Here is a 26,393-nt window from a genome sequence, read left to right as displayed (position 1 = left end):
CTAACTGGTCAGCGATAAGCACGAAGAATTAATGAAAATTGGTATTGTTTGTTATCCGACCTTTGGCGGATCAGGGGTGGTAGCTACCGAATTGGGTATTGGATTGGCCAAAAAAGGCCACAAAATTCATTTTATCACCTATTCCCAACCTACTAGGTTAGATTTCTTTAACGAAAATCTCTTCTATCACGAAGTAAATATTCGATCATATCCGCTTTTCAAATTCCCTCCTTACGAATTGGCTTTGGCCAGTAAAATGGTAGACGTGGTAAAGTATGAAAAGCTAGACATGCTTCATGTACACTACGCTATACCACACGCTTCTGCGGCAGTTTTGGCAAAGCAAATCTTAAAAACCCAAGGAATTGAAATTCCCGTGATTACCACGCTTCACGGAACTGACATTACTTTGGTAGGCAAAGATCCGTCCTACGAACCTGTGGTTACTTATAGCATCAATCAATCGGATGGAGTGACCTCTGTTTCGGAAGATTTGAAACAAGACACCTACAAGCATTTCAATATTACTCGGGAAATTGAGGTGATTCCCAACTTTATAGATCTTGAAAAATTCAAGAAACAACGCAAAGATCATTTCAAAACCGCTATTTGTCCGAACGGAGAAAAGTTAGTGGTTCACACTTCTAACTTTAGAAAGGTGAAACGTATTGATGATGTGGTGAAGGTTTTCCATAAAATTCAGGAGACCATTCCTGCTAAGCTTCTTTTAGTAGGCGATGGACCAGAAAGAGGCCACATTGAAACCCTTTGTCGTGAGTTGGGTATTTATGAAGACGTTCGCTTTCTAGGCAAATTAGAGGCGGTAGAAGAAGTGCTTTCTGTAGCCGATTTGTTCATTATGCCTTCGGAAAAGGAAAGCTTTGGTTTAGCGGCTTTGGAGGCTATGGCCTGCGAAGTTCCATTGATTACTTCTAATGCGGGCGGTATTCCCGAACTGAATATTAATGGAGAAACAGGCTTTGTTTCGAAAATTGGAGACATTAAAGATATGACCAAAAATGCGCTTCACATTTTGAGTGAAGATCATTTAAGTACATTCAAAGCCAATGCACTGAAAAGAGCTCAGCAATTCGACATCACTAATATTTTACCGCATTACGAAGATTTCTACGCCAAAGTGATTAACGAGGTACTGGCTACATCTTAAGCTTCTTAACCAAATAGAAATAAAAAAAGCTTGCCGCGAATCTTCATTCAGGCAAGCTTTTAATTTTTTGTCCAAGCTGAAAATTACCTCATAGAGGTAGCATTTTCTAGAGAGACGCCTCTGAGCTTTTGAATTTCATTATAAATCACATCGCCAGAAGAAGGTCGCGGAGCATTAGAGCTATAAATTTTACCTTCTTTGTCTATAAGCAAATATCTAGGAATTCCTTTGATCTGGTACTTTTCAGTTATGGAGGTATCCCATCCATTTCCACCAAAAAGCTGAATGCCGTCTAATTCATTCTTCTCTAAAAATTTAACCCACTTTTCTTTATCATCAGCATCATCTACCGATACATAAAGCCATTTTACATCTTCAGCATGAGCCAAACGCTTTTTCAATTCTTTATAACTTGGAAATTCGCTGATACACGGCCCACACCAAGTAGCCCAAACATCTACATAAACCACATTCCCTTTCAAACTGCTTAAAGAAACCATTTCCCCATCAATTGACTCATATTCAAAATCTGGCGCTACTTTTCCGCTTCTTATGGGTTCAAACTTGGCGTATGAGGTTTCAATGATTTTCGCATATTTCGAATCAGGATAATCAGCCAAATACTCATCTTTAAAATCCCAAGCCTCGTCAATGCCTACAGACATGATTAGCATGCTCACGAAATCCCCAAGCATGTATGATTTATAGTTCTCCGGAATCTCTTTGCTATCAACAGTAAAATCGTAAAGCTTTTGATACACACCTGGAGTAGAATACCAAGGTGTATCACCAAAATCGCCCAGAGACTTTACCCCTTCTGTATTCACATAAGAAGTCACAAAACTCCCAAATCAACTCGAAGTCAATGCTCTATCATCAAACTGAAAAGCTTGCTGATAAACATCTGAAAGGCCTGGCGCTTCAAAATCTTCTTCACCTTCTTTTTTCTGGTAAGCGTTGTAATAACTTCCATAAGTTCGAAGGCCACTGGCATTTTCAGCAAAAAACTGGGCTTTCATAATGTATTTAAAATCTTCGGAAAGCAGATCTGACTTACTTTGGATATAACTGTTTTTTGCCTCGCTCAATTCATCGCTTTGCTTTTTAAATTCATCCCAATCCAATGAATACTGCCTGTATTTTAATTCCGAATGCTTCTCTGCGAACTGACGATCAAATCCAGAAAGGCTATCTAGCACTTTTAAATATTCGGCTCCCTCTCCTTCGTATTCAAAATCAACCTTTTTATCTTCTTGTTTATTTGCTTTTAGCATTAAAGGCTTTCCAGGTTCTAGATAAATCGACTTATAAAAATCTCCTCTAACCAAAGCCATCACAGGTTGTTCTATGTTCAAAGTAGTCTGGTATGTTCCATCTTCACCTAAAGTGAAGGTGTATTCTGGTTCTCCATAAAGTTGCTTTGCGGTAGAAGAAGAAATCATTAGGGAATATTCTTGCTCTAAATCGGGTTCATCTACTTGAAGGGTAAACAATACCGATTTTTCTTGCTTAGGTTGACAAGAAAAAATGAGCAGACACAAAAAAATTGGTAGTAATTTTCGGGTTTGCATAAAAGATTAGATTAGTTAAAAATGACCAAAACTTAATCTAACCAATTTATAACCAACTGAAAACAAAAGGGTTAATTATTTCGGATTGAAGAAATGTGGACACTTAAAGAATTAGGCCGATTGACAAAGGAAGGAGAGAACCTTCATCTTGAGTTTAAAAAGAAGGCCAATTTCCCTGAAAAGATAGTCAAAGAATTAGTGGCTTTTGCCAATACCGATGGTGGCGTTTTATTGATCGGGGTAGATGATGACGGTACTGTTTCTGGAACAAGAGATATTGACGGAGAAATATTTGCTATGGAAGAGGCCATAGAAAAATTGATTCGGCCAACACTCAGTTACGACAAACACATTGTGAAAATCAATGAGAAAAAAGCCATTGCCGTTTTTGAAATACCCAAAAGCCAAAAACCTCCACACTTTATAAAAAGCACATCTTCAACCCAAGAAAGAAAAGCTTACGTTCGTTATAAAGACCAAAGTTTGCAGGCAAGTCGCGAAATGCGCGAAATCATGCGCAGAAGAACTAAAGCCAAAGACATTCAGTTTACATTTGGCGATAAGGAGCAAAAACTGATGGAAATCTTAGACGCTTCCGGATTTACCACGTTAAAGCAGTTTGCCAAAGAAGCCAACATTAGAAAGTTTGTAGCTTCGCGCACCCTAATTCGTTTGGTTTTGGCCAATGTATTAAACATTGTGCCTCACGAAAATGAAGATCATTACGTTAGGAAGTAAAATTTAAGATAGAACAGACACAAGCAATATGAAAATGAGCAGATGGATAGCGGCTTTTATGATTTTGGGAGTAATGATAACTACCAATGCATTTGGCCAAAAGAAAGAAAAATATGACACCAAAAAGGCATCTAAAACGATAGCTACTTTCAAAAGTACTGACAGCGGTTTACAAGCCTTTTTCGATAATTCATTTGGTTATGCTGTTTTCCCATCCATTGGAAAAGGAGCAATTGGCATTGGCGGTGCGGCTGGAAAAGGTGTGGTTTATAAGCAAGGTGCTATGATTGGCGGCTCAAACATGACTTAGATTACCGTAGGTTTTCAGTTTGGTGGCCAAGAATACAGTGAAATAATCTTTTTTGAAGATGCCGACAGCTTTAACCGCTTTATAAACAACAAATATCAATTTGCGGCACAAGCTTCGGCCGTAGCTTTAAAGTCAGGAGTTTCGGCCGATGCCAGTTATACCGATGGTGTTGCCGTATTTACCCAGGCCATTGGCGGCTTAATGTACGAAGCTTCAGTAGGTGGTCAAAAATTTAAATTCATACCAAAAAGTGAAATGAAATAAGATTTCGCCTCACAAAATATTCAAAGTCCGTTTGCCCTTAGCGAACGGACTTTTTTGTTTTAAAGCTTCCTATTTTTCATCAACCTTGCTTCAAGTCAATACCACTTATCCAAATAATCAGGCTGCCTGAGAAGTAATAGATTGAACTTCAGCTTACTATCGTTATTTTACTTTTTCAACCTTACGTAAAATGATGAAGTCGACTTTTAAACCACTTTGGGCACTCTTTTTAGCCCTTGTTGTTTGTTCTCCTTTGAACGCATTTCAGTCCAAATCAGAAACTCCTGCGGTTACTGAAATGTATGAATACATGGTTCAGCTTAGGGCAGATAACGGAAGCCTTTCGCGTTTTTATACCGTGGCCAATTCGCCTGAAAGAAGAGAACGTTTTAGGGAATTCTTTAAAAATGAAGCGGCCAAAATGGAGAAAATGCCCTTCAATAAATTCTCTACAGGAGGCCAAGTAGATTATTTACTTACTAAAAGATATATCGATGAAAATCTGTTTGATCTTGATGTTGAAGAGAAAGAATACAATCAGATCAAATCATGGATTGATTTCGGAACTCCGTTATACGAGATTGAAAAAAAGCGAAGAAGAGGCCATCACATGGAAGGCGATAAAGTTGCGGCTCAACTCAATGATATCGTAAATCAAATCGAAGCGATTTCTATCAAACTGAAGGAAGAAAACCCAACTTTCCCAAGAAACCTGACTTCCAGGGCTGCTGGCGTAATTTGGGGTTACAAAAGAGCATTAACCAGTGTTTATGAGTTTTATGAAGGTTACGACCCACAATTTACTTGGTGGGTTAAAAAACCATATGCTGCGCTGAATACGGCATTGGACAATTATTCTAAGCTCTTTACTGCTCAAGTAGATAAAAGCACACTTCCTCCTGACGATGGTAGTGGCATTATTGGCAATCCGATTGGCCGAGAAGAACTGACCCGATTGTTGAAGTACGAAATGATTCCTTATTCTCCGGAAGAATTGGTAGAAATCGCCAATAAAGAATTCGCTTGGTGCGATGCTGAATTGCTGAAAGCTTCGCAAGAAATGGGCTTTGGCAATGATTGGAAAAAGGCTCAAGAAAAGGTAAAAATGTCCTTCGTTCCTGAAGGCCATCAACCTGAAGCGATGCTTAAATTGTACAACGAGTCGGTTGATTTCCTTAAGAAAAATGATTTGGTGACTATTCCACCAATCGCTGAAGAGAGCTGGAGAATGTCGATGATTTCTCCTGAAAGACAACTGATTAGCCCTTTCTTCTTAGGAGGAGAAACGCTGCAGATTTCTTACCCAACAGATGAAATGGAGCATGAAGACAAACTGATGAGTATGCGCGGCAACAACCCTCATTTCTCTCGCGCTACGGTTCATCACGAACTGATTGCCGGTCACCATTTGCAAGGATTTATGAACAATCGATACAAAGAATACCGTTTTTACAGAACTCCATTCTGGACGGAAGGCTGGGCACTTTATTGGGAATTGCTTCTTTGGGATATGGACTTTCCGCAATCCCCTGAAGATAAAATCGGAATGCTTTTCTGGAGAATGCACCGTTGCGCGCGCATTATATTCTCATTAAACTACCACTTAGGCAAATGGACGCCTCAACAATGTATCGATTTCTTGGTGGATAGAGTAGGCCACGAACGCGCCAATGCTGCTGGTGAAGTACGCAGATCGTTTACGGCCAATTACGGCCCACTTTACCAGTTAGCTTACATGACGGGCGGAATGCAATTTTATGCCCTTAAGAAAGAATTGGTGGACAGCGGCAAAATGACCCTAAAAGAATATCACGATGCGGTATTGCATGAAAACAGCATGCCTGTAGAAATGGTGAGGGCCATTCTCACTGATCAAAAACTGAAGAAGAACTTTGAAACCAATTGGAAGTTCTACAATAAATAGAAAATCCACTACCAAAAAGCCATTGTCTAGTTTAAACAATGGCTTTTTTATTACCTCCACTTTTTCGTGAAACGCACCCTTCGGATTATAGGACTTTATTTGGCCGGGCTTCTAGCCTTATGGCTCAGATACTTTTTATTGCATGCTGAAAGCATAGCTTCATTTTCAGAAATGATAAGGAGAAGGCCCCATGATGACCTCTTTGGTTATGCACTTTTTATGACTTTAGCCAACTATTGCCTGCTCACCATTGGCTTGGCTCTGATCGCTTTCACAACGCTATTTCTTTTCAAAAAGAATCAGGATTAACATACTCGCATTTAGCTCGTTTACAAGGTGAGGCCATACTTCTTTTATGATCCAAATCATAAATCTGGTTGATGCGCATCACGCAAAACCACTGGCTTTTGGCCTACTTTTAAAACAGATAAGAACGACTAAAACACCTATGTCATGAAAAAGATCATTGTACCTATAGATTTTTCAGAATGCGCTGAAAACGCACTTCAGAATGCAGCCCTTTTGGCCGAGCGCCTTAACATGGAACTGATTATTCACCATACTTATATTTTACCTGTAGCGATTGCGGAAAGTACTCCCGGCTTGGTGGGTGAAGAAATGGACACTTTGCGCGAAGGAGCAGAAAAAAGGGTAGATAAACTGATTAAAGAAATTGCAAAGCACACCAAAGTCAAAGTTCATTCCGATATACAAGCAGGAGTTCTGATGGACAACGTGGAAGACCTGATTAAAACCCACGACATTGCCTTCGTAATCATGGGAACCCAAGGCGCTGGTGGGCTACAAAGAGCGTTTTTGGGCAGCAACACCTATCACCTTATGAAGCATATTAAGCATCCAATCATTGCTTTGCCATGTGATTCTGACATCAGCAAAATGACAAAAATTGCCATTGCGGGCGATTATAAAAGCTTACCGGAAGCTTCTGCTTTGCAGCCCATAATTGAGCTAGCCAATGCTTTTTATGCTGAAATCTGTATTATTCACATTGACCAAGATCCGGCTTTGGAACATGATGAAATTGAAATTGCGAAGGGGCTAGAAAAGTACCTGAAGAAGGTGAAACACTCTTTCCACTTTAGAAGAGATTTCGATGTAGAAGAAGGTTTGGTGGCCTTTGCTCAGGAAGAGAAAATCAATTTAATGGCCATGATTGCGCGCCATCACAACATTATCGACAGAATCACTCACGGCAGCGAAACCAAGCGCATGATGCTTGACATTCCTATGCCTTTAATGATTGTTCACGAATAAAATTGTGAGGCTTTCGGATAAGATCACAAAGACACTGTCATTGTAACGCGTTGTTCTTTGGCCAAACAAAGATGAAAAACTAAACCCTCTGATGTTCTCAGGGGGTTATTCTTTCCACCAAGGCAACGGAAGTTTGATGTCAGCAATAGAATTTACCACCATATCTGGCTTAAAAGGAAAGTCATTCAAGTTCTCACGCTTCGACATTCCTGAAAGGGTTAAAATGGTGTTATAGCCCACCTGAACTCCACCCTGAATATCGGTTGCCAATGTATCTCCGATTACGGTAGCTTCATCTGTTGCCAAACCAATGTATTTTCTCGCTTGGCGCATCATTACAGGGCTTGGTTTACCTACCGAAAAAGCCTGCTTTCCAGTAGCGGTTTCAATCATAGAAACTATGCCTGCAATACCCAAATTATTCCAGCCTGGCTTTCTTGGTGAAGGATCTAAGTTTGTAGCGATTAGCTTTGCACCGCCCAAAATAAAGTCGATGGCCTTTCTCACCATTTCTAACGTAAAATTGATGCCTTCGCCCACTACCACAAAATCGGGATCGTTTTGAACCAATGTAAAACCATGCTCATGAAGGCTTGAAATTAGTCCACCTTCACCCAAAACATAGGCCGTTCCGTTAGGAAATTGCTGCCCCATAAAGTGAGCCGTTGCCATGGCACTAGTGTACACATTACTTTCTTCAACATGAATCCCCATTTTGGCCAACTTTCTAACCGCATCCAAAGGCGTTCGCTGGCTATTATTGGTCATAAAAGTGAAAGGGATATTTTCCTTTTGAAGTGTTTCAACAAATTTATCCGCTCCCGGAATCATTTTGTTTTCTACATAAATAACTCCGTCCTGATCAATTAAAAAGCCTTTGGGCATGTTGTTTTGGTTTTAGTTTACTTGAATATGGAAGAAAGAATGTTCTCTACCAACTTAGCACTCATTAAGCTATCGTTAAGGGTGAACAACGGTGATTCGCTTTCTCCAGCCTTTATACATCTTGCTACTTCTTCAATTTCATGAGCATAGCCTGTACTTGTATACGGCAGATTCACTGTTTCAATTTCGTCTCCTTTATGAATGGTAAAACTTTCGTTTTTCCAGAAAAATGGAAGATGGATAAATCCTTCTTCTCCATAAATATAGGCCTCTTTGCTGGTAACTAAAGTAATACTAGCCGCCAATTGCGCCACTTGTTCATTGCCATAGTCCAACTGCAAATAAATGCTTTCATCAACACCGGTAGATGAAATTTCGGCTGAAGCTTTAAAGCTATCGGGCTGCCAGCCAAACAAATCTGCAGCGAAGGTGAGGGGATAAACGCCCACATCGTAAAGAGCTCCACCAGCTAAATCTGGGTTGAGCAAACGGCCTTCATCCGAAAGCTTTTCCGGAGAATTAAATCCGAAGTTGGCGGTCACTGATTTCACCTTTCCGATTGCTCCCGATTTGGCTCTTGAAATGGCCTCTTTATATGCTGGCAGATAGCGCATCCACATGGCTTCCATAAGAAACTTACCCGATGATTTTGCGGCTTCAATCATAGCGGATATTTCTTTGGAAGAAATTCCCATTGGCTTTTCGCAAAGCACGTGTTTTCCAGCCAGCAAAGCATCAATCGTGTTTTGGCAATGAAAATTATGGGTTGTACTGATATAAACTACATCAACATTGGGGTCGGCCAACAGCGCTTCGTAGCTATTGTATACTTTAACTTCAGGAAACTCATTTTGCAATGCTTTGGCATTAGATCGTGAAGCAAAAGCATAAGCCACTTCTCCGTCAACTACATTTAAACTCTCTAAAAATTTTCGGGCAATTCTCCCGAAACCTATAAATCCCCAGTTCATGTTTAAAGAAACTAATTTTTTGGCGTAAGCTCAGCGGTTTTCGGATTAAGAACGCTTAAAAAACAAGAGGCCGCCTGAATAGGCAACCTCTCTCTTCAACCAAAACATACAGTACTTGCTATACCGCACATTAATAAAACCGCTAGCGCGATTTTTTATTGTTAAAAACCGCTGCTGATTTATGTATTTAACTGATTACAAGTCGCTTTGTTAAAAGAAGTTTGCTCAGTGCCTCAATTTGAGCGACAAATTGGCGCCAAAGCTCAATAACTTGACTTTACCCACACCAACGCCCGCCAAAGGCACCTTAGCAAAAGGCTCTAGGCCTAAGATCAAATGAGAAGTCAACATGCGTTCATAACCAACAGAAAGATTCAATACTCCCAAATAATGCTGGTTTTGATTTTTGACTCCATAGTGATCGGGCCAATTAGGATGATAGCCTTCGTATTGGTAATCATAATCCTCGGAAAGCATTAGGTAAGAAGAAATCCCAGTAGACGCGAAAAAATTATCTCCGCTTTGGGTAGCGAAATATCTGCGGACATTCAAAGGTATGTCTACCACTTTACAGGTGGCATTAATATTCGTGATGTCGTAATAAGTAGCCCATGAAGGGTTCTGGTATTCTGAACCTAGCGCGGTATACTTTTTCACTGAAAAAACGGCTCCAGTTTGAAAGCTCCATCGCTGATTGAAATAATATTCCAAAGCTATACCTGCCATAGTTCCTGGTTTGGAAAAACCATCTAATCGGGTAGTGCTAAAGTCAGCGGAAGCAAATACAGAAACAGCCCATTTTGGGCTTTTCATGGAATCAATCTCATCTTCTTTGTAAAGAATGAGCTGAGGCAAAACCATTTGAGGAGAGCCTTCAGGCTTTCTACAAAAGCCAGCCAAATAATTGGAGCGGCCTGTAGGTCATTCGTTCGACTAATAAAACTATCAAGTTCTGAATCCTCAGTTGGCACTAAATTACTGAGACTGTTATTTTTTGCTTCATCAGTATTAAAGCTTCTATCAACATTCGCCAAAGCTGATGACTCATTTTTTGGCAAATCACTGTCGGAATCGAAAGCACCCTCCTTTTGAGCATTTTCGGCTACCTGATTTTTTTCTGTAGAATTAGAATCGCTTTCTACTGAATTAGGTTTGTTTTGGGTTGAATCAATGCTTGAACTTTCACCTTTCTGGTTAGCTTTGGGTTGTTGATTTTCAGTATTGGGTTTTAGCAGAAAAACTGCCAAACTGCCTAGAAGCAAAAGAGGCAATAGCCATTTCCACCAAGCGAATGGCTTTCTATTCGGAGCGTCCAGCTTCTTTTCCATGGCCTCCCATGCACCCGGATTAAATTCAAACCGCGCATTATCAGCTGCTTCTCTCGCCAACTGTTCTAACCGATCTTCGGGTTCTTTCGCCTCATCCATATTTGAACACCTCCTTCTGAAGACCCGCCCTTAAAATGGCCTTGGCCCTGGTTAAATTTGCTTTTGAAGTACTTTCAGTAATCCCCAATTTATCGGCAATCTCTTGATGTTTAAAACCGTCAATCACATAAAGGTTAAAAACAGCGCGATAAGCTGGAGACAATTTCCCAATTCTGGCTAGAATTTCCTCATAATTGAGATTATGATCGGGAGCTTCACCGGTCGACTGGGCAATTTCTGCCTCGGTAATATCGGCCAAGAATTTATGTTTAGCGTTTCGCTTGATGTGGTCTATACAGGAATTGACCAAGATTCTTCTAAGCCATGGCTTAAAGGGCTTGTCGCTTTCAAACTTTTTAATGTTTTTGAATACTTTTAAAAAGCCATCGTTGAGCACTTCCACAGCATCGGTTTCGTTGCCAGTGTAGCGTATACAAATGCTCATGCCATAGCTGTAATAATCTTTATACAACTGCTGTTGGCTTTGCCTGTCGTTTTGCTTACAGCCCTCAATAATCAGTTCCAAAAGCTTTTCAATCTTAGTCAATTGCCGCCCCTTTCGCTTACCGTACTTCGGTAAGACAGAAAAGGCTGCGTAAAGCACTTAAAATTTCTTTGCTAAGATCAATTTACTCATAAGTCAAATGGTCTACAACAGGGTAGACAAGAGGTGAACAGAATAAAAAAACAAAAGGGAGACTGCTGTTAGGCAATCTCCCTTTGATTAAAGATCTATGTTGATTGGGGTATTTCTTAGTCAAACAATGAAGTTAGTGACAAAGAGATGTTTACGTTAGCGTTTGCAGAAACTGAAACTTCATCTCCCATTTCGCCTTCAGCACTCAAAGAAGATTTAATAAGCGCTGAAAAGTCTAATTCACTGGTGAATTCATTTTCGTTATAAGCAGCGTACACTAATTCGTAATCTCCTTTTTCCATATATGAAAGTTGGAAACTACCAGAACCGGTTAAGCTACCATCTACAACAGCACTAGAAACTGCATGAGCAAATTTGATATTGCTTTCTCCTTGACCTTGCGCTTCAGCATCAGCATCGAACTCACCTTTTTTGTAAGCATAAACGATTACTTTGTCAGCACCTTCGAAACCAGACATATCTACAGAACCCATAATGTTACCAGCTTCTTGCTTAGTTACCAATCTTAGGGCAGCACTAGCTTCTGATTTAGAAACCAAAGTATATTTATCGCTTTCCATTGCACCGTTATCTTCTTCCTTAATCATTTTTCTAAGGTCAAAGTCAACTACAATGTTTTGGGTAGAATTCGCCATAATATCGTAAGAACCGCTAGCTACCAATTCAACTTTTTCTTCTCCGTTCAACTCTAGAGCTTGCTTACCACTGGTAGTCATTACATAAGAACCTGGGCTGTTTCCGTCTTCGTCAGTGGCTAAATCTAAAGTAAAAGTAATGTCATTGTAAGTACCCGCGTTCAAATCGTCAGTAGCTAACACCTCAGTTTTACCTTTTTGAAGAGCCAATAAATCAACAGTTATAGGGCCATTGAATGAATCAACAGTTTCTCCGTTAACTTCAACATTAGTAATAGTTACAAATACACCGCTTACTTCAGCGTTATCGATTGGAGCATCTGCTACTTCGAAAGTGGCAGAACCTGTACCTGACATTTCTCCAGAATTGTCATCATCACTACAGCTTGTTGTGAATCCTAGTGTTAGCGCGGCAAGAAGTCCGCAACCTATTGTTTTTAAATTTTTCATATCAATTAAAGTTTGTTTGATTTAACGTTTAGGGTTTATCCAAAAAGCTGACCAACTGCTGAATTGAGAAATTAGAGGGGTTTTGGGCTTGAAAATGTAGCGTTCGCTCTACATTTTCATTTCACACTGTTCCATTTGATGGACGATTTGCCTCTGGTGTTCCGCTTTCGGGCTGGCGCTTTCCGATTTCTTTTATGATTGGGCTATCACGCGAAACCTTGATAAAGGAGTGATAGAATAAATAATACAATGAAAATAAAGAACAAGAATTTGGCGATGCCTGAAGAGGCCGAGGCAATTCCTCTGAAACCAAATAGCGCAGCAACTATGGCTACAATGAAAAAGACTATTGACCAGTATAACATGATTATTAGATTTTAATGAAACTTGATTTTTTTGTTTGTACTGGTTAAATGGCAATTACTTCACCAAAGCCAAAAACAGCGAATTTGACCGAAAAAAACACATTTAAATGGGGAAACTGGGGAAATTGCACCCCGAAACAGTGAGCGCATGCGGGTATATTTTCAACAAAAGAGGAGAAACTGATACGCTAAAAAATGTTCGTTCGATTACTTATGCTGAAGAGAATTTGAGCACAGTTTGAAAATGCCCTTCAATAAAAATTCCTTCTGAAGAGAAAACACCAAACTGAAGGAGAAAAGGAATCACTAAAAGAGGCAAGAAGAAATTACTTTCTACCAAACACAAAAAAAGAGGCCCTTGAAACAAGGAGCCTCTCAACTCAACAATCTACCTCAACAGGAATTAATTGATTATAAATTTTATACCGATTGCAGGGTCGGGTGCGGCATGTAAATCGCCATCTGTGTCTATTTCTAGAAATGGTTTGAGGCCCAGGCTAAACGCCAAAGGAATTTCTCTTGGAGAAAACTCCAGCCCAACTATACCATCAATACCGAAACCTACTTCGGAATCGTCATATCTTCTGTCTCCACGACCGTAATCGTATCTTGGATCTCCGTCATTGTAAAATGCTACGTGTCCACCCCATCCGTAATACCAGTTTACATCAGGAGAATCGAAAGCCATAGTATGTTTTTCGGCCAGTCCGGTAAGGCTAAAGCCATTTCCCCAGAAGCCAACAATACCTTCAAATCCACGGGTTTTAATTGTTAATCCGCTGGTTCCTCCAAATCGAAGTCCAACAGCTGTGTTGTAGTCCTGGGCTTTAGCTTGATTTGAAAAGCCAAAAGCGAGCATGGCTACGAATGCGCAAATAATAATTCGTTTCATCTGTTTATTTTTTTTGATTAAAGAACTTAAGGCCCTGAGTAAACCCATCTTTTGATGGGTTTAACAGTATATAGAGCCAAATGATTTTAATGCTTTGAGTTAGTTTGGATGTTTGATATTATGATTTAGTAGAGAACCAATCGGCAATGTCGTTTCTAACATCGTCCAAGGCATCTACGGTTTTGTCATAACTTTTTTCAACAGCATCTTTGGTGTCTTCCCAAGCATCTTCTGTTGCATCGGCAACATCATCAGCTGCTTCTTGAATGGCATGTTTTTGTTCTACCAATTCTTCACGAGCATTTTCCAAACCTTTGCGGGTATCATCTCCTGCTTTTTCTAATCTGTCGTCAATATTGTCAATCATCTCATCGATATCGTCTTCAGCTCTATCCAGCTTCTGAGCCATTTCCGATCTTTCATCTTCAAAATGATCGTTTGTTCTTCTGTTATTGTCGCAGCTTGATAAAAGGAATAATGATAGCGACAAAGCACTTATGATTTTGAATGTTCTTTTCATGATTATAGGGGTTTAATTGTGATTTACTTTTCTATTTATGTTTTGGTAACAGTTTAATTTCTTTCGATTCAAGTTGTTCAGCCAGCTTTTCTCCTCCTTTAATTCCAAAATCCAAGGTTCTGATTGGGAATGGAATCATGATATCATTTTCATCGAAGGCTTTCTTAATCGCCACAATGGCTTCGCTTCTGGCACCTAAATACTGGGGATTTTCCGGCCCGTATTCTATCCAGAACATTACCTTCAGATTGATGGAAGAACTTCCAAATTCTTCGTACACCATTTCTACAGGCTTGCCATCAACGAGGTGAGAATTTGAACTCACGGCTTTTAAAACAACATCTTTTACTTTATCGAGATCGTCTCCGTACGAAACGCCTACTTCTAAATCCACTCTTCGTGTGTGTGTTCGTGTATAATTGGTAAGGGCATTCTGGAAAATATCCTTATTCGGAATAATGACATGAAGCCCTTGAAACGTTCTTAAAACGGTGGCTCTCAGATCGATTTGTTCTACAAAGCCGCTATATCCGTTCGTTTCAATAATATCCCCAACTACAATCGGCTTTTTAAAGGCCATGATTATACCGGAAATGAAATTGGCCGAGATATCCTGAAAGGCGAAACCTAAGGCCAAACCGATGATTCCCGCACCAGCCAAAAGGGACGTAACCGCTTTGGTAAGCTGCAACACATTTAAGGCTACAACCAAGCCGATGATCAAAGTGACCAAGGCCAGAATGGTAGAAAACAAGTCTATTATGGCGCGTTGTTCAGAAAATCTTGAAATCAAATTTTTCGATGTTGATTTCACAATTCTACTGACCAAGTAAAAGACCAGAAAGACCAGAATGGCTACCACAATATTGGGCAACATAGAGGTTAGAGTTTCTAACCAGCTTTCTAGTTTATTCGATACAATTTGGATGGCGTCTGATATCCCGAAATTCATGTGTTAGGCAGTGATTTTATATAGTTATTAAGCTTTTCAATTCTGAAATAACTTCTGTTCTACTCTTGTCTAGCTTTACTTCCAGTTTTCCTAAGAGTTCTTCTTCCCTACCTTCCACATATTTCAGATCATCATCGGAAAGTTCAGCGTGTTTTCTCTTTAGCTTTCCCCTGATCTGACTCCAATTGCCTTGAAGAAATCTTTTCATAATGTCAATTGAGTTTTGATGTTCACCGTTCAGTTTGAAAGAACCATACCAAAGCCAAAAACAGCCATTTTAAGCTTACAGAGCAACATTTTGAGAATACTGGGTGAAAAAGCGTGGAATTTTTTACACAAAAAAAGGTGGGGAATAACCCCACCTCTACATACTCAATAGTTTAGTTTTTAATTATTGTTCTCTAGAAAACGCAGTAAACATCCAGTGATTTTTCTCTGTTTGTTTCACCAACGAATTCATCATATCTACTGTACCGCTGTCGCCATTATCCAAGGCTACATCGATTACTTTGAATTTGAACTCAAGCAAAATCTCGTAGTCTTTCAGAATCTCCGAAACCATTTCTTTTGCTGTCAAATCTGTACCTGATTCTTTGATTTGAGAGTATTCCAAATATTCTCTCATGGTGCTTAAAGGTGTTTGGCCAAAAACACGAATGCGTTCGGCAATATCATCAATGGCTACTTTCGCATCATTGTATTGTCTCTCAAACTGCTCGTGCATGTCAAAGAAATCGGCTCCTTTTACATTCCAGTGAAAGTTTCTAAGCTTTTGATAATGGACGCTGTAATTGGCCAATAATTTATTCATGGCTTCTACAATTTCAGCAGTTTCCATTTTTGTATAGCCCAATCGGGCGAAAACTCGTTTATGAGTTGTAGGCTTAATCTCCGTTTTTTGTGCAATTCCGTTTTCAGTTATCATATCGTCTTAATATTTATTTTTTGTCAACTGATAACTATGACACGAATTTCGTTCCAAGGCACTTATAGGCAATAGCGGCTACTTAACATAAAATTTTGAGCAAAGACATACACAAAAGTGTGGAAAAGAGCCCTCAATTAAAGGTAATTTCCTAGCAAGAGCACCTCCATAAAATTTTGATCAACGATGTTTGCACGGACACTCCTCCTTGGCGTTCCGCCCCGAAGTCTCTGGGCATCGGAAGAGGTTGGGAGGATTGGCTTTTCAAGTAATGAAATATGGTTGTTCTAATCCCCCTAGCCCCCTTTTCGAAAAAGGGGGAATGGCCTCTGCTAGTCTGCTAGATTGAAGAGGAACATATTTAGTGTTTTTTAATTGAACATTCAGTTAAATGCCCTTTTCTAGGAAATCACTCAATTAAAGGGGAGAAGGATTTTGAAGGTGGTGCCTGTCCCTAGTTCGCTTTCGGCCCAAATTCTTCCTGTATGACTTTTTACAATATTCTGAACTGTAGTTAAGCCCAAGCCCATTCCTCCTTTTTTAGCGGTAAAGAATGGCTCGAACAGATTGTCCATATCATCTTTAGGTATTCCCTTACCATTATCGCTCACTTCTAAAAAAGCCTGATTTTCTAAAACACTCGTTTTAATAGTGAGCCTACCTTCAGTAGGTTTCATGGCTTCTATCGCGTTTAGAAAAAGATTGAGCAGCGCTATGTTCATTTGAGCGCTATCCATGGAAATCAGCGGTAGTTTTTCGTCATAATCTTCAACCAATTCCATTTTCTGCAATTTCAACCGATCTAATATCAGCTTCAAAGTAGTTTGAACTTGGTCTTTCAAAGAAAGACGTTCTAATCTCAGCGATTTAGGTTTAGACGATTCCAGCAATTCCGTAATCAAATTCCCAATACGCTTGGCATTTCTATCGATGATATCCATATACAACTCCGAGTCTTCCACCTCTGGGGGAATTTCTTCTCTGAGTTGATCTAAAGCCAAGGAAAGGTTAGTAAGCGGATTTCTGACTTCATGGGCAATGGTTCGTGCAATTTTGCCCGTCATGCTTAGTTTTTCAGCCCAAAGCAATTCCCTTTCCGCCCTTTTTTTCTGAGAAATATCCCGAATGATTCCTTGAAACATGTGAATGCCATCTTCGGTATGCGAGAGCTCTACTATATTAATAAGGCAAATGGCAATGTTTCCACAAGCCAATTCCAGTTCTGCCTCAAAATCAATAACCCGATCGTTTTTGTAGAATTCACGATTGAAACGGATAAAGTCATCTTCATTCTTGAAAAGGTCTTTCAGCGATAGATTTCTAAATTTTTCACGTTCAAAGCCGAAAGTCTTCACCATTGAATTGTTGGCATCGATGAACAACAATTCATTGTTAGTAATGAAAATACAATCTATGGATTCATGGAAAAGTTGTCTGTAGCGAGAATCGGCTACTTCTATTTCGCCCAAGGCATTTTCATAGGCGGTTACATCTAAAAAGTTAACGGTAAAACCATCGTCCATTTTAAAGGCATGGATTTCGAACCAGTTATTAAAATGCTCTCCTTCGTAGAACTGCTTGATTACCTTTTTCTCGCCTGTTTCAACTACCGCGCAATAATGGTCGAATAAGCCAGCTTCTTTATTGCCCGGCATTTTTTGTAGCAAGGTAGCGCCAACCATTTCATCCCGCGGAATCTTCGTGATTTCTTCTGCCTTGGGATTCATGAACACACATTCAAAATCATAGATTTCACCCTGCTCGTTTCTCAACGATTTAAAGGTAAAAATGCCATAAGGGGCATATTGTAAGTTGGCAAGAATGATTTCTGCAAACTCGGGATCCTTGGCTAACCTTTGGAGCATAAAGGGTGGTTTTTTCTCATTCGTGGTTCTTTTTCCCCACAAAATGTGTGAAACAATGGCCCAATACCACAAAATTAGCGTGGCATGAACTTTTCCATATGGTACTTAAAACTTAACGAATAAACCATAAAGTCATGAAAAAGATTGTATTAACAAGCATTTTTTCCCTACTACTTTTGAGCCTGTGTGGACAAAAGGCGCATAGCCAAGAATTTAGATCTGGTATTAAGGGAAGTTTCAACTTAAGTAACTTCTATACAGAAGATATTGATGATAAAAATTTACGCCCAGGCTTTAGTGTGGGTATTTTTAAAGAGTCACAAATTGCTCCTTCAGCCGCCATTCAGACCGAATTACTTTTTTCTACAAAAGGAAACAGATCTGAATACAGCACAGGACCTTTTGACGGGGAAGCCAAATTTAACCTTAACTATATCGATTTGCCGGTAATGCTTGATTTGAAAGCGGGTTCGGCATTGGATATTTCTTTCGGACCGTATATTTCTTACCTGATTAGTGCCAACGTTACTACCGATGGAGATTTTGGTAGCTCTTACGATGAAGTAAACCGAGATAATTTGAAAGATTTCGATTATGGATTTGTAGGAAGTGTAGGTATCAATTTTGGCAATGCCGAAGTAGGTGCTCGTTACAACATGGGACTAGCCGAAATTGCAAATTCCGACAATTCAAGAGCTGTATTGGGAGACGCTAAAAACTCGTTGATCCAGTTTTACTTAGCCTTGGGTATGCAATAAAATATCCTCACCACAACCACCAAAAAAGGCCATCTGAAAATTCAGATGGCCTTTTTAATGTTTTTTGCTTAAAGAAATCAAACGTTAATTCCGTAAGATTTCAATTTATTATAAAGTGTTTTTCTATCTACTTTAAGCAGCTCTGCTGTTTTACTCTTATTGTTTTTTGTTCTTCTCAACACTTCCATAATGGCACGCTTTTCAGCTGCTTCGGCCACGGATTTTAGGTCTGAAGGCATTTCTCCGTTGAAGGAAACCTCCATAACGCCATTGTCTTCAGAAAGCTCAGGCATAACAATCTCTTGAGGCAAATGAATGGTTTCGATATAATCATCTTGGCAAAGAAGCACCGCTCTTTTTACCACATTGCTTAACTCGCGAAGGTTTCCGTGCCAGGTGTATTCTTTGAGTCTATCCATGGCTTCATCGGTAAAGCCTTTCACGTCTTTATCTAATTGGCGGTCGGCCTGAACCAAGAAGTACTCTGCAAACACTTTTACGTCTTCAGGTCTTTCTCGCAAAGGCGGAACATCAATTCTAAACTCGTTAAGTCGGTGGAAAATGTCTTCTCTGAATTTTCCTTGCTTTACCATTTCCTTTAGGTTGTCGTTTGTGGCCACAACTACGCGCACATTGATCGGAACTTCTTTGGTTCCGCCTAAAGGTTTTACTTTTCTTTCTTGAAGAACACGAAGAAGCTTTACTTGATTTTCGTAAGTTAAATTTCCGATTTCATCTAAGAAAAGGGTTCCTCCATCGGCCAATTCAAAACATCCTTTTTTATCGGTAATAGCTCCGGTAAAAGCACCTTTTACATGACCGAATAATTCAGAACCTGCTAAATCTTTAGGCAATGCGCCACAATCAACCGCCTGAAAAGGTTGTCCGGAACGCTTACTTTTTTCGTGAATGGCATTGGCCACGAATTCTTTTCCAACTCCGGTTTCGCCCAAAATAATCACCGACATGTCGGTAGGGGCAATAAGGTCGATGTGTCGGGAAATGGTTTGGGCTTCTGGACTTACTCCCTCCACAAAATCTTTACGATTACTGCCACCGCGCTTAATTTTTTCGCGTGGATGGGCAGGCTCTTCTTTTTTGTTTAATGCCGATTGAATGGTAAGTAAAATCTCATCGGGATAAAGAGGCTTGGTTACGTATTCAAAAGCGCCTTTTTTCAAAGCCTCCACGGCCACTCTCACATCGGAGTAACCCGTTATGATAATCACCTGGATTTTAGAATCGATGATTTTAATTTTTTGGAGCATCTCCAAACCCGAGTAGTCAGGTAGCTTAAAATCGCAAAGCACCAAGTCTACCTCATTTTTCTTGAGCCATTCTTCGGCATCGCGACCGCTATCTACTACAGAAGCTTCGTAACCTTTTTTGGTCAGGTATTTTTGCAACAACAGACAAATATCCTTGTCGTCATCAACAATTAGTATTTTACTCATCAACTTATGTTAAGGTGTCCAGTATAGCTTTTTTACTAAAGGGTTTATGAATAAAGTCATCCACCCCAAGGGCTTCTGCTCTAGTCATTTCTTCCACCCCATCATGGGCACTTATAATGATGATTTTAGCATTATGAGTATGCTCCTTAATAATGGGAACTAGATCGAAGCCAGTGCCATCAGGCAAGTTCAAATCCAGAAAATAGTAATCATACTGCGTTTCTAAAAAGTCCTCGCGAGCCGCGTTCATACGATCGAAATACTTGGTACTAAATCCCTCTCTTTCTAGGAATTTAGAAACCATTCTTCCAATAAACTCTTCGTCATCTACTATTGCAACCTTTCTGGAATCTTGCATATTTCTTAAAACCTGATGAACTCTGCGCTCCACTTTGGGGAATTATCTACACAGAATAATTAGTAAAGCACAGAAACAACCAAATTGTTAGGCTCGGCACGGAATTTTCTTTAAGAAAAATCAAAAATGTTTGTTAAACGCCTTAAACCTGAGTTTATCGCCCAAAAATTCGGTGATAAATATTTTGAAAAGGCCAAACTACAAATCGAATCTCAATTTTGAAACGTTCAACCAAAACCCATATGGATAATTTAATGCTAAACACATTTGCTTGGGGAAAAACCATTCCTGAAGCTTTACGCGAACCCATTTTAAAAACACTTTCTCATTACCCCGAACTCAAAGAGGTGCGAATAGAGTTTAGGTTTGCCGAAACCAAAACCAAGTCGGTTATGAGTGCGCGCCCAACCATTCCTTCCTTTTTCAAAAATGCTGCAGATCGCTCATACGTGATTTTCATAAGAAGACGCTTTGTGATTGATGGCGAGTTGATGAAAATTGAAACTTTGCCACAAAACATTATGATTGGTTGGTTAGGCCATGAACTTGGTCATGTGATGGATTACCGAGAAAGATCGCTGATGGACCTGATTAAGTTTGGACTGAAGTATCTTACTTCGAAAAAATTTATGAGAAAAGCCGAGCGTACTGCAGATGAAATTGCCGTTCGCCATGGTTTAAGACATGAAATTCTAGCGACCAAAAACTTTATAATAAACAATGCTGATCTTCCGAATAGATATAAGCGAAAGATCAGCAAGTTGTATTTAAGTCCTCAGCAGATTATGGAGATTGTAAATACTGATGAGGAAAGAATTCCTGAGAAATTAGCTGAAGTCTAATTCAAGAAATGAAAGGAATTCTTTCATTTCTTTCTCTCCCAGCATCTGAGCCACTTTAACCTGACCACCCTTCTTCTTGTTCCTTTCACTCCAATCGTAGAAAGCTTCCTTATCTACCACGGTCACTTTAACGCCTTTTAGAGCTTTCTTTCTGGCCACGCCATAATTCTTATTTGCGCTCTTCAGCAACTCATCCAGCTTTTCAGCCAATTTAGTTTCTTCAATGTGAACAGGCTTACCGGCTCCCAAAACCCAATGATGATAAAATTCATCATCGTATTGAACTGCCGCTACTGTAAACTCCGGAAAATCCAGTTCGAAATTTTCTTCCAAACCTCGAATAGCATCGTTCATTTTATTCATAGAAAGCTGAGAACCGACTACGTTAAGAAAGAATTTGGTTCTACCCGTAATCTTAATTTCTGCTTTTTCCTTATTGGTAATTTTCACAGTATCGCCAATACTATAGCGCCACGCTCCACTAACCGTAGAAATTAGTAAAGCATACTCTTTACCTTCTTCAACTTCGGCCAGCGACAGGGCAGGAGCGTCTTCATGTGGAGCTCCAGTAGCATCAAAATTCTGTTCTTCAAAAGGAACAAACTCAAAATAAATCCCTCCATTGTACGCCAATTGCATCGACATATCATCGTTCGGATGGACTTGCAAGGCAATAAATCCTTCGGAAGCTAAATATGTATCTAAATATAAAAGCGGTCTGCCCAAGAGTTTCTCAAACCCTTCGCGGTGAGGCTCAAATGGAACTCCTCCAGTGGTATAAACAGACAACGAAGGCCAAATTTCATGGATATGGTTAAGTCCGTTGTACTCAATCACCTTTTTAAGCATCAATTCAATCCAAGTAGGAATACCTGAAAGTGCTCCGATGTCCCATTGCGAAGCTCTTTCGGCTATGGTTTGCACTCTTTCATCCCAACTATCAATAGCGGCAATATCTTCTCCAGGCTTATAATATCCTTTAAACCAAAAAGGAATATTGCTTGCGCTAATTCCGCTGATTTCGCCTTCTAAATGGCCATCGCGTTCTTCCAAATTGGTGCTACTGCCTAGCATCATGATTTGCTTTTCGAAAAACTCTTCTGGCAAATCATATTCTGAAAGGCTCATAATCTGTTGAATTCCCGTTTTACGAATGGTTTCAATCATTTCAGCAGTTACAGGAATCCGCTTGCTTTTTGAGCCTGTGGTACCAGAACTCAAAGCAAAATATTCGGGGCTTCCCGGCCATGTAACATCGGGAATTCCTTCCACAGTTTTGTGCCACCATTCCTCATGCATTCTATGATAATCGAAACAGGGTACGGCACTGCGAAATGCTTTGGAAACATCAGGTGATTCCAGAATATGATCGAATTGATAACGTTGGCCAAAAGCTGTATTTTTAGCCGTTTTAAGCAGATTTTCCAGCACTTTGGCTTGAGCTTCAACGGGATTCTGACTTTCTTCAAAAAAGTCGCTAGCGACATCAATTGTCTTCTTTATAATTTTTCCTAAGAGCGGCATATGGTTAAATGAAATGGTTAATGGAATTGATAATGCAATCCCTTTGCCAAGGAAAATTTATAAATGCTTTAGGGTATCTTCCATTTCATGTGTAGACATATATATAAAAAAGAAAGCCACCCTTATGGCAGCTTTCCTATTCGACTATTACCTCAATCAATAGTCCATCGATCCACAACTACATGGTCAATGATATCTTTCTACATTTTTCTATGAAATTAAATTTTCAGGAAAAAAAATTACAGATAGCTCTGTTTTTGTCCTATTCCATATAAATCGGATTAAAAGTAATTGGTTTGCCCTACTTGTCCAATAGACCTTAAGGTCTATTTTATAATTTTATATGTTTTTTTCTGCCATTCAGATATTTAATTCTGCCTTATGGCTCAAAACCCAATTTACCAACGCATGTGTAGTAGCAGATAGTTTCAATTTTCGAGAAATGTTATGGCGGTGGTTCTTAACTGTGCTTTCGCTCACCTCCAGCTTTCTGGCTATCAATTTGGTAGAATGATTTTTAGCGATCTCCTTAATGATCTTTCGTTCGGTGGGTGTAAACTTTGGCAATTCAGCCTGCGCTGGCCTCGTTACCTTTACATTTGGAATTACTTCAACCTGCGATTCATAGTTATTTATGGCAAATTCAAGTGTGGTTTTCAGGTTGATAAACTGCACAGGCTTTACCAAAAAGGCATATGGATTTGTTGCCTTAGCCAATTCTAAGGTCTCTTTTGCTACTGAAGCAGAATGATAAATAAACGGTCTATCGGAATGCTCGCGGATGAAATTTGCAACATCGATGCCCGTTAAATCACCTTCAAGGTTAATATCCAAAATGGTTAAATCTGGGTTAAACTCCTGAAATTTATCAATGGCATCGTCATACGTTGGGGCAAACGGGCAAATGTCGTACCCCGACAGTTCTAACAAGTCGCATAAATTTTCGGCTATCCCCTCATTGTCTTCTACGATCAAAATTTTCTTAGCCATAATTAAAAAGTTATAATAACAGGAGAAAGGTAACAGACCTTTTTGGTAGGGTAAATAGACCTAAAGGTTCATTTTCATATTCTCAGAGCCTCTAATACACAGTTTTTCAGTTCGTTAGCTTCAAATGGTTTAGTTATATAGCCAAACGAATTCATCAATTTCGCTCTTACTTGAGTTGCCAAATCATCATTTACACTTACAAAAATTATAGGGGTAGCCTTGAAAGTATAGACCCATTCGGCAAATTCAAAGCCCGATTTCTCACCAGCTAAACGGATATCTAGAATGATTAAATCTGGCAAAGTGGTTTGAAAAAGCTGAACGGCTTGGGTAAATGTAAAAGCTGGAAAAAGAGGCAAAAGCCCCAAGTCAATTACAATTCCTGCAATCTCATCGGCAACGATGATTTCATTTTCAACAATAAGAACAGTTTTCTGAGCAGTCGCCACTTATGTTTATTCGAAAACAAAACTAAGCCTTGCTCATTTGCTGGTAAATAGACCTAAAAGACTAAATATTAGTATTAAACAATATATGGATATGACAATTTTTCCTATGAACGGTTGTATGCTTTTTCGAAGTGAAATTGCTTACCTATTCTAATTAAGCCTCAACAAACTCGCTCTGAGAAAAGTATATTTTGAAGACTGCTCCTTCTTGAAATTCATATTCATAGCGACCATGCAGCTGCATTGCCAAGCGAGAAATCAGCCAAATTCCGGTGGTCTTTGTCTGAGTCAAGTCGAAGCTGTTTGGTAAACCTGGCCCGTTGTCTTTAAACTCAAGTACTTTATAATTCCCATCGGTATAAAGGCTAATCGTCAATTTCAGATTCACAGAGCCCGCATACTTATAAGCATTAGTAATCAGCTCATTGGCAATAAGCCCTAATGGAACCATGTTGTCCACATCAACATCGTAGTCAGGATTTACATCATAGTCAACTTCTGATTCATGGCCTACAAACGACTTCTGAACTTCCGTTACGAGATTTTTTAGGTAATCCAGTAACTTGACTTTAAGACTATCCGTATTGTAAAGCTGATTGTGAATCAAAGCCATAGACTTTACTCTACTTTTTCCTTCGGAAATTAAATCACGAGTAGCTTGATCATCTGTTCCTCTGGCTTGTAATTCCAAAAGGCTAGAAAGAATCTGAAAGTTGTTTTTTACCCTGTGATGAATTTCTGTAAGTAATAGCTTTTTGGCGTTCAATTCATTTTCAACTTCTTCGGATTTAATCGCTAACAAACGCGATAGCTTTCTTTGGCTTACCAAACTCTTGTAAACGATTATAGCGACAATCAAAACCACGAAAACACCAATAAATAAAAGGTTTTTGGTTCTTTTTTGGAAAGAAGCCTCGTAAGCCAATCTGTTTAATTGTTCTTGATTTCGAAGGCTATCCGTGATTTGTTTTTGGCGAAAATCATAGGTCATTTCCAACTCTTTGATGTTTCGGATATTGTCTTCGCTATAAAGTGAATCTTTTAGGCTAACATAAGTGTGCATGTACTTATAGGCCTGAGTAAAATTTCCCTTTTCTTCATACAAACTGGAAAGATTGCCTGCAATTTCCATTTGCTCTTTCTGCTTCCCAATTTCTTCCCAAATGTTATATGCCTTAGTGAAATACTGAATGGCATTATCTCTATTTCCGTTTTTGCGCCAATAAACAGCCTGAGCAATGCTCACCAAAGCTGTAAAATCCTTCTTATTGATTTGAGGAAGCAGCTTTTCAATTTTGTCTAAGTAGACTTTTGAGCTATCGAGCTGGCCAGCATCTTTATGTACATCGGCCAAATGTTTATAAGCGAAGGCTTTTCCATATGGGAAATTTGCCTCTTCAGCATAAGCAATAGACTGTTTTAGAATGGATTTTCGCTTTTCATACGAAACACAATTACAAAGCGAATACACACTGGCTAAGTTATTCGACCATATGTTTAAGCTTCTAGCATTTCCTTTTGGTTTAAGAATCTCCAGAATTCGGCTAATGTCTTCAGCACTTTTGTCGTATTCGCCCAAAGAATAGAAAATGAACAACTCGCGATTCAATATATCAATCAAAACGGTTTCATTATCTGGAGTACTTTCTGCCAGAATTTTCCCTTGATTCAATTCCTTCAGGGCTTCCGTATACAAGGCCAAATGGTTGTATACACTCGCCAACATCAACCTGCCTTTGATTAAAGAGACGGTATCCTTATCGACTAGCGACAGAGCCACCACTTCTTCAGCATAAATTCTGGTGCTGTCATAGTTATTTTGAAGAAGTTTGGCTTCAGCCAACTCGTAATAAGCATTGATAATCCCAAAAGTATCAGCGATGGTTTTATAGATAGCCAAAGCATTTTTATGATGGCTTTCCATGGCAACACCTTCATAATCCGAAGCATTTCCCAGAGCCATTTCTACCAAAGCCTGCTTCTTTAAATCATCGGTTTGCTTTACCAAACTGAGTTGGGTAGAAAGAAGGGAAAGAAGAGAATCTTGATCTTTGGTATGTTGAATGATCTGATCTAAGCTGTCGATTTGTTTTTGAAGTTTGCTTTGGGAAAAAGCAGCATTAGAAAACAGCAAAAGACAAAACGGGCACAGAAAAAATAGTCGTCTGATTTTCATAAAACAAGGTTCAGTCGGTCGTTGATTCAAACCTTTTAAAGCGTCAT

General features: G+C 39.4%; 29 protein-coding genes. 8 read left to right on the top strand and 21 right to left on the bottom strand.

Translation table 11 applies throughout. The features are described 5' to 3' along the window. The first annotated feature begins 31 nt into the window (after window positions 1-31). The gene (gene bshA / locus ACXACJ_RS21615) at window positions 32-1,168 is read left to right on the top strand and encodes an N-acetyl-alpha-D-glucosaminyl L-malate synthase BshA (RefSeq protein ID WP_475136516.1); all 1,137 of its coding nucleotides are present in this window, start codon (window positions 32-34) and stop codon (window positions 1,166-1,168) included. 83 nt (window positions 1,169-1,251) lie between these two features. Here the strand turns inward: bshA and ACXACJ_RS21610 are convergent, their stop codons facing one another. Together ACXACJ_RS21610 and ACXACJ_RS21605 are read right to left on the bottom strand one after the other, a co-directional pair. Next, on the bottom strand, window positions 1,252-1,995 hold the full coding sequence (locus ACXACJ_RS21610) for a TlpA family protein disulfide reductase (RefSeq protein WP_475136515.1): 744 nt from the start codon (window positions 1,993-1,995) through the stop codon (window positions 1,252-1,254). 24 nt (window positions 1,996-2,019) lie between these two features. After that, a complete protein-coding gene (locus tag ACXACJ_RS21605) occupies window positions 2,020-2,661 on the bottom strand; it encodes a hypothetical protein (RefSeq protein WP_475136514.1) in 642 nt (213 codons plus the stop codon). A 171-nt stretch (window positions 2,662-2,832) separates the two neighbouring features. On the opposite strand from ACXACJ_RS21605, the gene ACXACJ_RS21600 reads away from it, so the two are divergent. The 5 genes from ACXACJ_RS21600 to ACXACJ_RS21580 all read left to right on the top strand — a co-directional run bounded on the left by ACXACJ_RS21600 (window position 2,833) and on the right by ACXACJ_RS21580 (window position 7,250). Continuing rightward, entirely contained in the window at window positions 2,833-3,477 is a 645-nt protein-coding gene (locus ACXACJ_RS21600) for an AlbA family DNA-binding domain-containing protein (RefSeq protein ID WP_475136513.1), read from the top strand. A gap of 34 nt (window positions 3,478-3,511) precedes the next feature. Then, entirely contained in the window at window positions 3,512-3,787 is a 276-nt protein-coding gene (locus ACXACJ_RS21595) for a hypothetical protein (protein ID WP_475136512.1), read from the top strand. A 454-nt stretch (window positions 3,788-4,241) separates the two neighbouring features. After that, on the top strand, window positions 4,242-5,975 hold the full coding sequence (locus tag ACXACJ_RS21590) for a DUF885 family protein (RefSeq protein ID WP_475136511.1): 1,734 nt from the start codon (window positions 4,242-4,244) through the stop codon (window positions 5,973-5,975). Window positions 5,976-6,146: 171 nt separating this feature from the next. After that, window positions 6,147-6,284, top strand: a complete 138-nt coding sequence (locus ACXACJ_RS21585; RefSeq protein WP_475136510.1) for a hypothetical protein — start codon at window positions 6,147-6,149, stop codon at window positions 6,282-6,284. A gap of 144 nt (window positions 6,285-6,428) precedes the next feature. Further along, a complete protein-coding gene (locus ACXACJ_RS21580; protein WP_475136509.1) occupies window positions 6,429-7,250 on the top strand; it encodes a universal stress protein in 822 nt (273 codons plus the stop codon). A gap of 105 nt (window positions 7,251-7,355) precedes the next feature. On the opposite strand, the gene ACXACJ_RS21575 is transcribed toward ACXACJ_RS21580, so the two are convergent. From ACXACJ_RS21575 to ACXACJ_RS21515, 13 genes are all read right to left on the bottom strand, one after another. Then, window positions 7,356-8,135 carry an HAD-IIA family hydrolase gene (locus ACXACJ_RS21575; RefSeq protein WP_475136508.1) on the bottom strand — a complete coding sequence of 260 codons (780 nt, stop codon included), beginning with the start codon at window positions 8,133-8,135 and terminating at the stop codon, window positions 7,356-7,358. A gap of 17 nt (window positions 8,136-8,152) precedes the next feature. After that, complete coding sequence (locus tag ACXACJ_RS21570) at window positions 8,153-9,106, bottom strand: Gfo/Idh/MocA family protein (RefSeq protein WP_475136507.1); 954 nt, start codon at window positions 9,104-9,106, stop codon at window positions 8,153-8,155. 225 nt (window positions 9,107-9,331) lie between these two features. Next, complete coding sequence (locus ACXACJ_RS21565; protein WP_475136506.1) at window positions 9,332-9,961, bottom strand: outer membrane beta-barrel protein; 630 nt, start codon at window positions 9,959-9,961, stop codon at window positions 9,332-9,334. Beyond that, window positions 9,916-10,533, bottom strand: coding sequence for a hypothetical protein (locus ACXACJ_RS21560; protein WP_475136505.1), 618 nt, complete (start codon window positions 10,531-10,533; stop codon window positions 9,916-9,918). Before ACXACJ_RS21560 ends, ACXACJ_RS21565 begins: the two co-directional genes overlap by 46 nt. Continuing rightward, complete coding sequence (locus tag ACXACJ_RS21555) at window positions 10,526-11,080, bottom strand: RNA polymerase sigma factor (protein ID WP_475136504.1); 555 nt, start codon at window positions 11,078-11,080, stop codon at window positions 10,526-10,528. The genes ACXACJ_RS21560 and ACXACJ_RS21555 overlap by 8 nt, the downstream gene beginning before the upstream one ends. 206 nt (window positions 11,081-11,286) lie before the next feature. Next, window positions 11,287-12,276: a DUF4382 domain-containing protein gene (locus tag ACXACJ_RS21550; RefSeq protein ID WP_475136503.1), complete on the bottom strand. Its 990-nt coding sequence runs from the start codon at window positions 12,274-12,276 to the stop codon at window positions 11,287-11,289. Between the two features lie 206 nt (window positions 12,277-12,482). Continuing rightward, the gene (locus tag ACXACJ_RS21545) at window positions 12,483-12,641 is read right to left on the bottom strand and encodes a DUF1328 domain-containing protein (RefSeq protein WP_475136502.1); all 159 of its coding nucleotides are present in this window, start codon (window positions 12,639-12,641) and stop codon (window positions 12,483-12,485) included. A gap of 403 nt (window positions 12,642-13,044) precedes the next feature. Further along, a complete protein-coding gene (locus ACXACJ_RS21540) occupies window positions 13,045-13,533 on the bottom strand; it encodes a hypothetical protein (RefSeq protein ID WP_475136501.1) in 489 nt (162 codons plus the stop codon). A gap of 118 nt (window positions 13,534-13,651) precedes the next feature. Further along, window positions 13,652-14,053 carry a sll1863 family stress response protein gene (locus tag ACXACJ_RS21535; protein ID WP_475136500.1) on the bottom strand — a complete coding sequence of 134 codons (402 nt, stop codon included), beginning with the start codon at window positions 14,051-14,053 and terminating at the stop codon, window positions 13,652-13,654. Between the two features lie 31 nt (window positions 14,054-14,084). Next, entirely contained in the window at window positions 14,085-15,005 is a 921-nt protein-coding gene (locus ACXACJ_RS21530; RefSeq protein WP_475136499.1) for a mechanosensitive ion channel family protein, read from the bottom strand. Between the two features lie 16 nt (window positions 15,006-15,021). Continuing rightward, a complete protein-coding gene (locus ACXACJ_RS21525; protein WP_475136498.1) occupies window positions 15,022-15,213 on the bottom strand; it encodes a CsbD family protein in 192 nt (63 codons plus the stop codon). Window positions 15,214-15,396: 183 nt separating this feature from the next. Continuing rightward, complete coding sequence (locus ACXACJ_RS21520) at window positions 15,397-15,930, bottom strand: Dps family protein (protein WP_475136497.1); 534 nt, start codon at window positions 15,928-15,930, stop codon at window positions 15,397-15,399. A gap of 413 nt (window positions 15,931-16,343) precedes the next feature. Further along, entirely contained in the window at window positions 16,344-17,795 is a 1,452-nt protein-coding gene (locus tag ACXACJ_RS21515; RefSeq protein WP_475136496.1) for a two-component system sensor histidine kinase NtrB, read from the bottom strand. A 134-nt stretch (window positions 17,796-17,929) separates the two neighbouring features. On the opposite strand from ACXACJ_RS21515, the gene ACXACJ_RS21510 reads away from it, so the two are divergent. After that, window positions 17,930-18,553, top strand: a complete 624-nt coding sequence (locus tag ACXACJ_RS21510; RefSeq protein WP_475136495.1) for a porin family protein — start codon at window positions 17,930-17,932, stop codon at window positions 18,551-18,553. A gap of 77 nt (window positions 18,554-18,630) precedes the next feature. Here ACXACJ_RS21510 and ACXACJ_RS21505 read toward each other — a convergent pair whose 3' ends face one another. Further along, window positions 18,631-20,007 (bottom strand): sigma-54-dependent transcriptional regulator, encoded by a 1,377-nt coding sequence (locus ACXACJ_RS21505; RefSeq protein WP_475136494.1) that lies wholly within the window; start codon window positions 20,005-20,007, stop codon window positions 18,631-18,633. A gap of 4 nt (window positions 20,008-20,011) precedes the next feature. Next, window positions 20,012-20,365: a response regulator transcription factor gene (locus tag ACXACJ_RS21500; RefSeq protein WP_475136493.1), complete on the bottom strand. Its 354-nt coding sequence runs from the start codon at window positions 20,363-20,365 to the stop codon at window positions 20,012-20,014. Window positions 20,366-20,607: 242 nt separating this feature from the next. Here ACXACJ_RS21500 and ACXACJ_RS21495 point away from each other — a divergent pair, with 242 nt between their 5' ends. Continuing rightward, window positions 20,608-21,207 (top strand): hypothetical protein, encoded by a 600-nt coding sequence (locus ACXACJ_RS21495; RefSeq protein WP_475136492.1) that lies wholly within the window; start codon window positions 20,608-20,610, stop codon window positions 21,205-21,207. Here the strand turns inward: ACXACJ_RS21495 and ACXACJ_RS21490 are convergent. The 4 genes from ACXACJ_RS21490 to ACXACJ_RS21475 form a co-directional block, all read right to left on the bottom strand. Then, window positions 21,193-22,731 (bottom strand): GH3 family acyl-acid amido synthetase, encoded by a 1,539-nt coding sequence (locus tag ACXACJ_RS21490; protein WP_475136491.1) that lies wholly within the window; start codon window positions 22,729-22,731, stop codon window positions 21,193-21,195. The two genes, ACXACJ_RS21495 and ACXACJ_RS21490, sit on opposite strands and share 15 nt — an antisense overlap. A 360-nt stretch (window positions 22,732-23,091) precedes the next feature. After that, a complete protein-coding gene (locus ACXACJ_RS21485; RefSeq protein WP_475136490.1) occupies window positions 23,092-23,721 on the bottom strand; it encodes a response regulator in 630 nt (209 codons plus the stop codon). A 74-nt stretch (window positions 23,722-23,795) separates the two neighbouring features. Next, complete coding sequence (locus tag ACXACJ_RS21480; RefSeq protein ID WP_475136489.1) at window positions 23,796-24,170, bottom strand: response regulator; 375 nt, start codon at window positions 24,168-24,170, stop codon at window positions 23,796-23,798. A 154-nt stretch (window positions 24,171-24,324) separates the two neighbouring features. Beyond that, entirely contained in the window at window positions 24,325-26,346 is a 2,022-nt protein-coding gene (locus ACXACJ_RS21475; protein WP_475136488.1) for a histidine kinase dimerization/phosphoacceptor domain -containing protein, read from the bottom strand. Window positions 26,347-26,393 lie beyond the last annotated feature (47 nt).

The sequence above is a fragment of the Roseivirga sp. AWQ4_251 genome, assembly GCF_056158225.1.
This window is presented reverse-complemented; position numbering and strand designations above follow the sequence as displayed.